A 7566-nucleotide genomic window follows, 5' to 3' on the forward strand; every position below is an offset into this window, starting at 1 on the left:
CTCAGGTTCGCCACACGCGCGTCAGGTCGGTTCCACCACGAGCCCGTTGGCCGTCGCGTACGCGATGGCCTGGGTGAGTTCGATCTGCGCCTTGTCCAGCGAGACCGCCGTCCACAGGTTCGCGTCGACGTGGGCGCCGCGCAGGTCCGCGCCGTCGAATTTCGCGCCGCCGGTGCGGGCGCCGAACAGGTCCGCCGAGCGGAGAACGGCGCGGCGGAGGTCCGTGCGGACGAGGTTGGCCTCCCGGAACCGGCAGTCCGTGAAATCGAGTCCGCGCAGGTCCGCGCCGCCCAGCGACGCGAGCGTGAAATCACATTCGTCGAAGACCATCGGGCGCAGTCGGCAGTTGTCGAATTCCGATCCGAGGAAGCTGCAGTTGCGGAACTCGCTGTGCCACAGCGTCGTTCTGGTGAACGAGCACGAGCGGAACGCCGTCCCCACATGACGCGACTCGGCGAGGTCGGCGCCCGTGAAATCGCAGTCGGTGAAGATCACCGACTCGGTGCGGAGTTCACTCAGGTCGGCGTCGCGGAAGTTGCATTTCGTGTAGTGCCGCCGCTGCCAGTTCTGCGCGGGGAGTCGTGCGTCGCCGTAGTCCTCACCCACCACCTCTTCTACCGGATCCATGCGTCCATCATGCCGCCTCGCGGTGTGCCCCTAAGCTGTGCGGGTGTTCCGAGTGATGTTCCACGAGTGGGATTGCAGCTTTAGCGCAACTGGATAAGCCCAGGTAGACCCCACAAATGAAACGACCCCGGCGGTGTTACCAGCACCAGCCAGGGTCTAGGACACAACGGAGTAAGCCGTTATGAACCGTAGGCACGATTCTAGCGTCCAGCGTCAAGCGGACGCCTACACGATCAACCAAGCCGCTGATCTTCTCGGTGCGGACACCGACGACGTCATCGACGCTGCCGGTCTCACCCTCGGCGAACTGGAGCTTGGAGCCGTCGAGATCGGTCTCTCAGTGACCGACTACCGGAACGTCCCCGTCCTCCGCGAGCGTGACCTCGCAGTCATCGCATCCCGACTGGATGCTCAGCCCTACCTCTGACATCACCCGAGCCCTGTTAGGCCCTCCACGGGCCTCTCAGGGCCAAACGTCGTTATCTGTGCGAGTCCGACGCTAACCAACCGCATCCGTGATTCATCCCTAGTCCCCGCGAGCGGCGCGGGGCACCTGATCGAGTGGAGTGCACGCCGTCGAACAGGTCCAACGAAGCTCGATGTCCTCGTAGACATCGGGCCAGAAGTGTTGGCCGAGACGCGGTATCGGGGCATGGTCCGTGGGAGCTCTGGGGAGGGGATACGACACCGGCACCCTTGGGTGCTCCGTACGGTCAAGCACAGTCACCCCGAAGGGGTGTCCTTGTTGCCAACAGACTCCTGCGCGCCATAGTCAATGGCACGTGTAAAGGTCTCAATCGCCTTATCTATGAACGGGCTAGCGTCCATTGCCTCCTGCATGAAGCTGCCCGACTCTGGCGAACGGTCACGAATGTGGCCGAAAGCAGTCACCATCACTGCCCTTGCCGCCTCAAAATCGGTACGGGATTCGTCCAGACGCAACAGCTTGAGTCGCAATCTCGCCACACTGCCACGTTCGAACGCCTCTCTCAGCTCCGCCTCTGATTTCGCGAGTTGGGCGGCATCGCCCCGATCGCACGCGGATACCACCCCGATCAGGCCATTGTGCATCCGGTCTAACGACGCTGCCGCTTCGACCAATGCGTCGAGCCGATCGGCCTGTGCCTGCTTTCTGCGGCCCTCGGCTTGTTCTTCGTCGTGCAGCCGCTGTTGCTTATCCAGCTGCGAAGTGAGATTCCGGCGGGTCAAGTACTGAACAAATAAGACACCCCCGAGTGCCACAATCGCCGCGAGCAGAGTCACTCCCGAGCCGATAAGGGTTGCCATCGGCTGCGTCAGCCCAGTTGGCGGGGCGGGGGCCAACCGATCCAAGACCTCGGGAGGGAGGTTGAGCTGCGGCTCGATCACGACGGTTGGGATCGGCGGTTCAGGCGCAGGCTGGGATAACCACCAGGTGCTCATTCGGCCCTCTCTTGAGTTGGTGAGCCAGTGTATCGAGCTGGCGAACCGTTCTCGTCAAACCAGCTCCCACTCCCGTTCGATTCGGGCGACTTCGTCGGAGAGCTTGCGGACCATCGAGACATGTCGAAATTGATGCTGATCTGACCTACCTCGTCCTCACTGAGAGACAGATGCGGACGCAGGGACTCGAACCACGCTCTACCTTCAAGTTGTTCGATCACGGCATCCTGAGACCCGGCCTCACGTCGACGCTGGACCTCGTGCATGACCAACTCGTGGTGTGTCTGGAAGATGCTCTCGCGCCACTGGGTAATTAGTTCGCGCCGATGCTCTTGTTGCTCGCGTTGTTGCTCAACGTCCCGCGTCTTATCGAGTTCGCGCGACTTGACGAACCACGAGATCCACGGAGACGACAGCGAGACCAGAGCGGTAAAGAAACCACCGACCGCACCACCAATAACACCAACCCAGACGTCCGACATGGCCGAGAGCGTATCCCGCACACGAGAATGCCCCCCGGACCAGTAAGGCCGGGGGCTTCTAACGTCCAATGTCAAGTTCCGTCACTCTGACGAAGGTGGGCGAACCTCTTGCGGTGCGCCAGGAACGATCCGAGATAATATCGCTGACGCCTCTGGCGTGAGCTGTCCGCCCTTCCGTCCTGCCGAGCCGGTAAGCAGTCCTTCTTTACGCGCCCTCCACAAGTGCCCCCGAATCGTCTGCAACGACTTCCCGATGTCCTCGGCGAGATGCTCTACCGGCTTCGCCTGACCCGAGTTCACGCGGGAGACGTACGCCGACGACAGCAACGCTAGGTATTCCGGTGTGATGCCCTTGGCGAGCGCGTCACGGATCCGCTCGATCCGGCCCGCCTCGTACTCGTCCGACCGCGTCTGCCATCTGTCGGCATTCACAAGCTGACTCCGCAGCTTGGCCATAGCGGCGCGGAAGTCCACCGACCGCAGGACCGTGCTTGATATTCCCCCTGCCGGGTACGTCTGCGGATCGGACGGCTCGATCAAAAGTGCGATCGGCCCGCCCTGGATGTCCCCCTCCTCTGGCCAGGCCATCTTCACTGTCCAGTCGGGTCCGAGATCCATCTCCACATGGCGATTCGATGTCATGTCGCCGACTCTAGCATCGGAGCCAACATGTTGGAGTTGACGGACATGTTGAGCATGTGTCATAGTCATGTCAGCGCCGGATGGACCGACGAATTACACGAGGAGACACACAGTTGAAGGCCACCACCGGGGTCGACACGTTCGATTGGCTCGATGCGATCGAACGGCACCACACCACTACCGACGCGGACCTCTTGGCCGCGTACGGACTACTCGGGGTCGAGATCGACCGGACCCCTGAGGAAGCCGACGAATCGGCGTTGCGTCTGCATGTTGCAGGGTTCCTGCGCCCCGTTGCATTCGACGGCAGCGAGTACACATACGAGCTCTCAATCCCTGATGCCGTTGCGGCATAAGCGCAACGACGCAGGTCCAACCGTTGCATCTGCAACGCAACGCCAACCACTGACCTCACAGACAACAGAGCCCCCGGCGCTGGTATCGCCGGGGGTTCCTCGTCTCCACCCTACCGAGAAAGGAACAGCCCGTGAGGAAGCACACCGTCACCAAGCAATGGTCGACGAAGTTCAGCCGGAACCAGTACCGGATCAAGGTCGAGGGTTTCTCGACATCACTCATGTTCAGCGAGTCCGAACTCGCTGTACTCGCCGACAACATCAACCAGGCCCTTGGAGGCACCAATGACAGCACCAACCACCAGTAAGTTCAGCAAGCTCACCTGGCTCAAGAGGACGAACGGGCACAAGTTCACGCCGTCTGAGTTCCGAGTCCTGATCTCGTTGTTCAACCACTCTGGGCCCCAAGGGAAGAAGTCGCACCCCGGTATCGAGCTGATGATGCAGGAGACTGGCCTAAGCAAAGGCGTCGTGTCCGCCGCTGTCACCTCGCTGAAGGAACGCGGGTGGGTCCATGAGACCTACCGAGGTTCCGGCTACTCCAAGAAAGCATCCCAGTTCGATCTGATCCCAGATGCCCCGAACCCCGACTACGCCAAGTCACATAGTTCCGGCTACTCGGAACCATGCGAAGACCATAGTTCCGATTCTCAGCGCCATAGTTCCGAGTTTGACCCGGTCATAGTTACGGCTACTCGTAACCCATCAGATCCTGGATCAGATCCTGAGATCAGATCCTGGAGAGAAGAGAGTCCGGGAGACTCTCCATCAGATCATGCAAGGTCGCAGGAAGCAACCAAGGCATCAGAGTCTTTTCCATTGGAGGAAGAGACTACTGAGGAGGCAGCTCCTCAAGCTGCCGACCTCACCAAGACGTTGTTCCACTTCGATCCGTGGGCACGCAACCCACTGGATCCCGTGGAACGTCCTCGGGTCCAGATCCCCGAAGGGGTCGACGTCGAAGACGAGGCAGCCCTCGCGGCTGCCGGATTCAAACGGGAATGGGACCCGTTCGCCGACGGTCAGTACGCGGTAGTACCGGCTTGACTCCTGCGTGGCCGACCTGAATCGGCCACACCGGGAAGTTGTCACTTTCCCATAGGCCGGAGTCAGTGCCGGCCAACCATCCACCAGGACAAACACGCGAGCACCTTTGTGGGCGCTCCACAACACCAACGAGAGCAGGAACCACATGCAAGAGAACGACGTCGTACCCGAACGTTTCGAGAAGTCGGACCATACGAGTCCGACCTCCGCTCAGATCGAATACCTGGGAGTGATCACGCCCGACCAGATCGCCGAAGTCGAGGAGCTGACGGAGCCGCCAGCCGTGACACCAGAGGAGTACGTACGGCCCCGTCGGGATCGGGATCGTACCCAACCCAAGCGAGACACCGAAGCCGGAGAACGTATCACCCGAGACCTTGGCGACTTCGTGGCGTCCGGCCATGGGTACATGGTCGAGTCGTTCTCGACTGCGATGACGCTCACCACGAGATGCCGGTACTGCAACGGCCCCTTGCCGTTGCCTGAGACGGCGGACTTCATCTGCGAGTTCCCGCACATCCCGTGGGACAAGTGCCGGTGCAACTGGTGCGTGATCAAGGCGGACAAGCTTCTACGTAATCGTGGAGGACAACCCGAGATCTGCAACACGGAAGAGTGCCGACGCGAACAGAAGCGGGAGGAGATGCGCCGTTACCGTGCACGACAGAAGGCCGAGAAGGACGCTATGGCAGGGATCACACAGTCAGAGGTCGCCGTAGCGTGATTTCTGTAGGGTTTGAATCCCTAGAGATGACGGGGTAAGGGCACAGGGGCGGACTTCAGGCAACGCCCCCGCCCTCCCCCGAGCGACGCCCCCACGTCGCTCTCCCCAGTCGAGCCCCGGATGATCACCGGGCGCTCCTGGGGCCAGACTTCCGAGCACCAGCTCGGTAACAGCTACCCGCAAGATGCGGGTGGAGTCAGAATCAGGCAGTGACGACGTTGGTCAGCTTGACGAAAGCATGCAAGATTCTGCGTCTCCTAGGTGATTGGGTGATCACCACAGACCTCGGGCGAGCTGGTCACTCCCCGAGGTCACCAAACTTCCCGAGAAGCCCCCGGTCCGATCCGGGGGCATTCTCAATTTGTCCCAATCCATGAGCACACATGAAAGGAGGTGTTCGCGTGACCACGACATGCCCGCAAAACCACCAGATCCGCTCCAGCGCAGACCGTGACCGGCAAGGGTATTGCCGCGAGTGCAGACGCGAAGGTGACCGTGCCAGACGGCTACAGCGCCAAGCAGCGCACGAGGTCGTCAAAGTGTTCGAGGCTGCCGGAGTCAAGTTCCAGAACGACGGCATCCCGCTCAACGCCTCCGAAGTGGCAGAGGCGCTGATACGGATCTATGGCCGATAGGCCACCCCGGACACCAATTCCAGTTTCTGAGCCGTCTGTGACGCACACAGGCGGCTTTCTTGATGCCCAGGAGGCAACCAATGAATGACCAAGCTCAGCTCCACGAGCTACCCGCTTACTGGCGGGATCGACTGCGGAGGCTTCGCGTCGAGAACCAGAAGATGCGCCGACAGCGCAACGCCTACCGGGACCAGCTGATTACCGCTGGTCTCGAACCCATCGAATACGAGGAGACCAATGCTTGACACAGACCTGATTCAGCACGTGCTCGACCATGGCGGTCGCCAGGTCACCTGGGGCATTCCCGAGGATGCCGTGATCCGCCCCGGCTCTGGCGAGTCCATGCTCGATGGCATGGTCATCACCTCCTGGGAGGCGCAGGCCAATGACTGAAGAGAACAACGCACCGAACGAGACCCCGGATGACCAGCAGGAAACTCCCAAGGTCAACAAAGAAGCCAGGTACCGCACCGAGCGGAACGAGGCACGCACCGAGCGTGACTCGCTGGCTGAGCGGATCGAGCGTCTACAGACTCGGGAGCTGGAACGGGTCGCAGCGAAGCACCTGAGCGTTCCTGCGGATCTCCTGACGCTGTCGGGCAAGACCCTCGCCGATCTCCTGGACGACGACGGCGACGTCGACCCCGAGAAGGTCGCCGCTGTTGCTGTCGAGGTTCTCGGTGCCCGACCTGGCCTGAAGCCCAACGATCGAGCTACCGACCCGAGCCAGGGACACGGCTCGCATGGTCGAGGTACTCCTCGGTGGGGTGACCTTCTCCGATGAAGCTTCGGTTACTGCATTGCGTCTGTGGCGTCGGCAGTAACCAACGTTAGGGCCTGCGGCCCAACATGATCCGGTCTGTGGCCGGTGATTCCGGCGGACGCCCGACGCGTTCCGCCTCGCTCAATTCATAACGCCCTCAAGGCATCAGGCCTTGGGGGCCTTCTCGTTCCAGGAGGAACAACACATGACCGTTCTTAACTCGAACCTCACCACCGCGTGGACTCCCGAGGACTACGGCAAGCTCGTGGACATCACGGTGGCGGCGAAGGCCGTCCCGTTCCAGGCTGGCACCGTCGTGGAGACTGCATCGCAGACGATCCGGTTCCCGGTTCTGCAGGCGGACCCGGCTACCGGCTGGTACGCCGAGAACTCGACCATCACCCTCACCGATCCCGACACCGATGAGGTCGTGGTCACGCCGAAGAAGGTTGCGGGTCTTACCCAGGTCTCGAACGAGGCGCTGAACGACTCGAACCCGGCGGTCGCCAACCAGATCGGTCAGGGTCTCGCGCGTGACATCGCTCGGAAGATCGATGCAGCGTTCTTCGCGAACACCACGACGAACGGCCCCTCGGGTCTGCTCTCGGTGTCGTACTCGGTGGTCGACACCGGTGCTGCGTACACCAACCTGGACCCGTTCCACGCGGCCAAGAAGGAAGCCCAGGACGCTGGTGCTGAGCTGACTCACTTCGTCCTGGCTCCTGATGTGGCGCTGGCGCTGGCGCAGGCCAAGACTGCCACCGGCTCGAACCAGGGTCTCCTGGACAACGTCGGCGACGGCGTCACCTTGGCGGGACTGTAAGAACAACGGTGTAACTCTGAAAGGAGATGCACCATTATGACTGAT

13 protein-coding genes are annotated in these 7566 nt (G+C 61.4%); 9 read left to right on the plus strand and 4 right to left on the minus strand.

Annotated features, from left to right (window positions below; all coding sequences use genetic code 11):
• Window positions 1–21: 21 nt before the first annotated feature.
• A complete protein-coding gene (locus QM806_RS36420; RefSeq protein WP_005257037.1) occupies window positions 22–627 on the minus strand; it encodes a pentapeptide repeat-containing protein in 606 nt (201 codons plus the stop codon).
• A gap of 181 nt (window positions 628–808) precedes the next feature.
• Here QM806_RS36420 and QM806_RS36425 point away from each other — a divergent pair, with 181 nt between their 5' ends.
• On the plus strand, window positions 809–1054 hold the full coding sequence (locus QM806_RS36425) for a hypothetical protein (RefSeq protein ID WP_283294609.1): 246 nt from the start codon (window positions 809–811) through the stop codon (window positions 1052–1054).
• Window positions 1055–1350: 296 nt separating this feature from the next.
• Here the strand turns inward: QM806_RS36425 and QM806_RS36430 are convergent, their stop codons facing one another.
• The 3 genes from QM806_RS36430 to QM806_RS36440 all read right to left on the minus strand — a co-directional run bounded on the left by QM806_RS36430 (window position 1351) and on the right by QM806_RS36440 (window position 3173).
• A complete protein-coding gene (locus QM806_RS36430) occupies window positions 1351–2049 on the minus strand; it encodes a hypothetical protein (RefSeq protein ID WP_283294611.1) in 699 nt (232 codons plus the stop codon).
• Window positions 2046–2531: a hypothetical protein gene (locus QM806_RS36435; protein WP_283294613.1), complete on the minus strand. Its 486-nt coding sequence runs from the start codon at window positions 2529–2531 to the stop codon at window positions 2046–2048. Before QM806_RS36435 ends, QM806_RS36430 begins: the two co-directional genes overlap by 4 nt.
• Before the next feature lie 81 nt (window positions 2532–2612).
• The gene (locus QM806_RS36440; protein WP_283294615.1) at window positions 2613–3173 is read right to left on the minus strand and encodes a hypothetical protein; all 561 of its coding nucleotides are present in this window, start codon (window positions 3171–3173) and stop codon (window positions 2613–2615) included.
• Between the two features lie 113 nt (window positions 3174–3286).
• On the opposite strand from QM806_RS36440, the gene QM806_RS36445 reads away from it, so the two are divergent.
• From QM806_RS36445 to QM806_RS36480, 8 genes are all read left to right on the plus strand, one after another.
• A complete protein-coding gene (locus tag QM806_RS36445; protein ID WP_283294617.1) occupies window positions 3287–3529 on the plus strand; it encodes a hypothetical protein in 243 nt (80 codons plus the stop codon).
• A 131-nt stretch (window positions 3530–3660) separates the two neighbouring features.
• Entirely contained in the window at window positions 3661–3837 is a 177-nt protein-coding gene (locus QM806_RS36450) for a hypothetical protein (protein WP_283294620.1), read from the plus strand.
• Window positions 3815–4576, plus strand: coding sequence for a helix-turn-helix domain-containing protein (locus QM806_RS36455; RefSeq protein ID WP_283294622.1), 762 nt, complete (start codon window positions 3815–3817; stop codon window positions 4574–4576). Before QM806_RS36450 ends, QM806_RS36455 begins: the two co-directional genes overlap by 23 nt.
• Before the next feature lie 229 nt (window positions 4577–4805).
• The gene (locus tag QM806_RS36460; protein WP_283294624.1) at window positions 4806–5300 is read left to right on the plus strand and encodes a hypothetical protein; all 495 of its coding nucleotides are present in this window, start codon (window positions 4806–4808) and stop codon (window positions 5298–5300) included.
• A 715-nt stretch (window positions 5301–6015) separates the two neighbouring features.
• Complete coding sequence (locus QM806_RS36465; protein WP_283294626.1) at window positions 6016–6180, plus strand: hypothetical protein; 165 nt, start codon at window positions 6016–6018, stop codon at window positions 6178–6180.
• Window positions 6173–6328: a hypothetical protein gene (locus QM806_RS36470; protein ID WP_283294628.1), complete on the plus strand. Its 156-nt coding sequence runs from the start codon at window positions 6173–6175 to the stop codon at window positions 6326–6328. Before QM806_RS36465 ends, QM806_RS36470 begins: the two co-directional genes overlap by 8 nt.
• A complete protein-coding gene (locus tag QM806_RS36475) occupies window positions 6321–6719 on the plus strand; it encodes a hypothetical protein (RefSeq protein ID WP_283294630.1) in 399 nt (132 codons plus the stop codon). The genes QM806_RS36470 and QM806_RS36475 overlap by 8 nt, the downstream gene beginning before the upstream one ends.
• 184 nt (window positions 6720–6903) lie before the next feature.
• Window positions 6904–7521, plus strand: a complete 618-nt coding sequence (locus QM806_RS36480) for a phage major capsid protein (protein WP_283294632.1) — start codon at window positions 6904–6906, stop codon at window positions 7519–7521.
• Window positions 7522–7566 lie beyond the last annotated feature (45 nt).

The organism is Rhodococcus sp. IEGM 1351 (genome assembly GCF_030056875.1).
Taxonomy (GTDB): Bacteria; Actinomycetota; Actinomycetes; order Mycobacteriales; family Mycobacteriaceae; genus Rhodococcus_F; species Rhodococcus_F opacus.

What these genes read in the sequence shown, in the direction of transcription:
- QM806_RS36480 (WP_283294632.1), top strand. Translation starts at nt 6,904, where the DNA reads ATGACCGTTCTTAACTCGAACCTCACCACCGCGTGGACTCCCGAGGAC.
- QM806_RS36420 (WP_005257037.1), bottom strand. Translation starts at nt 627, where the DNA reads ATGGATCCGGTAGAAGAGGTGGTGGGTGAGGACTACGGCGACGCACGA.
- QM806_RS36465 (WP_283294626.1), top strand. Translation starts at nt 6,016, where the DNA reads ATGAATGACCAAGCTCAGCTCCACGAGCTACCCGCTTACTGGCGGGAT.
- QM806_RS36455 (WP_283294622.1), top strand. Translation starts at nt 3,815, where the DNA reads ATGACAGCACCAACCACCAGTAAGTTCAGCAAGCTCACCTGGCTCAAG.
- QM806_RS36425 (WP_283294609.1), top strand. Translation starts at nt 809, where the DNA reads ATGAACCGTAGGCACGATTCTAGCGTCCAGCGTCAAGCGGACGCCTAC.
- QM806_RS36475 (WP_283294630.1), top strand. Translation starts at nt 6,321, where the DNA reads ATGACTGAAGAGAACAACGCACCGAACGAGACCCCGGATGACCAGCAG.
- QM806_RS36430 (WP_283294611.1), bottom strand. Translation starts at nt 2,049, where the DNA reads ATGAGCACCTGGTGGTTATCCCAGCCTGCGCCTGAACCGCCGATCCCA.
- QM806_RS36470 (WP_283294628.1), top strand. Translation starts at nt 6,173, where the DNA reads ATGCTTGACACAGACCTGATTCAGCACGTGCTCGACCATGGCGGTCGC.
- QM806_RS36440 (WP_283294615.1), bottom strand. Translation starts at nt 3,173, where the DNA reads ATGACATCGAATCGCCATGTGGAGATGGATCTCGGACCCGACTGGACA.
- QM806_RS36435 (WP_283294613.1), bottom strand. Translation starts at nt 2,531, where the DNA reads ATGTCGGACGTCTGGGTTGGTGTTATTGGTGGTGCGGTCGGTGGTTTC.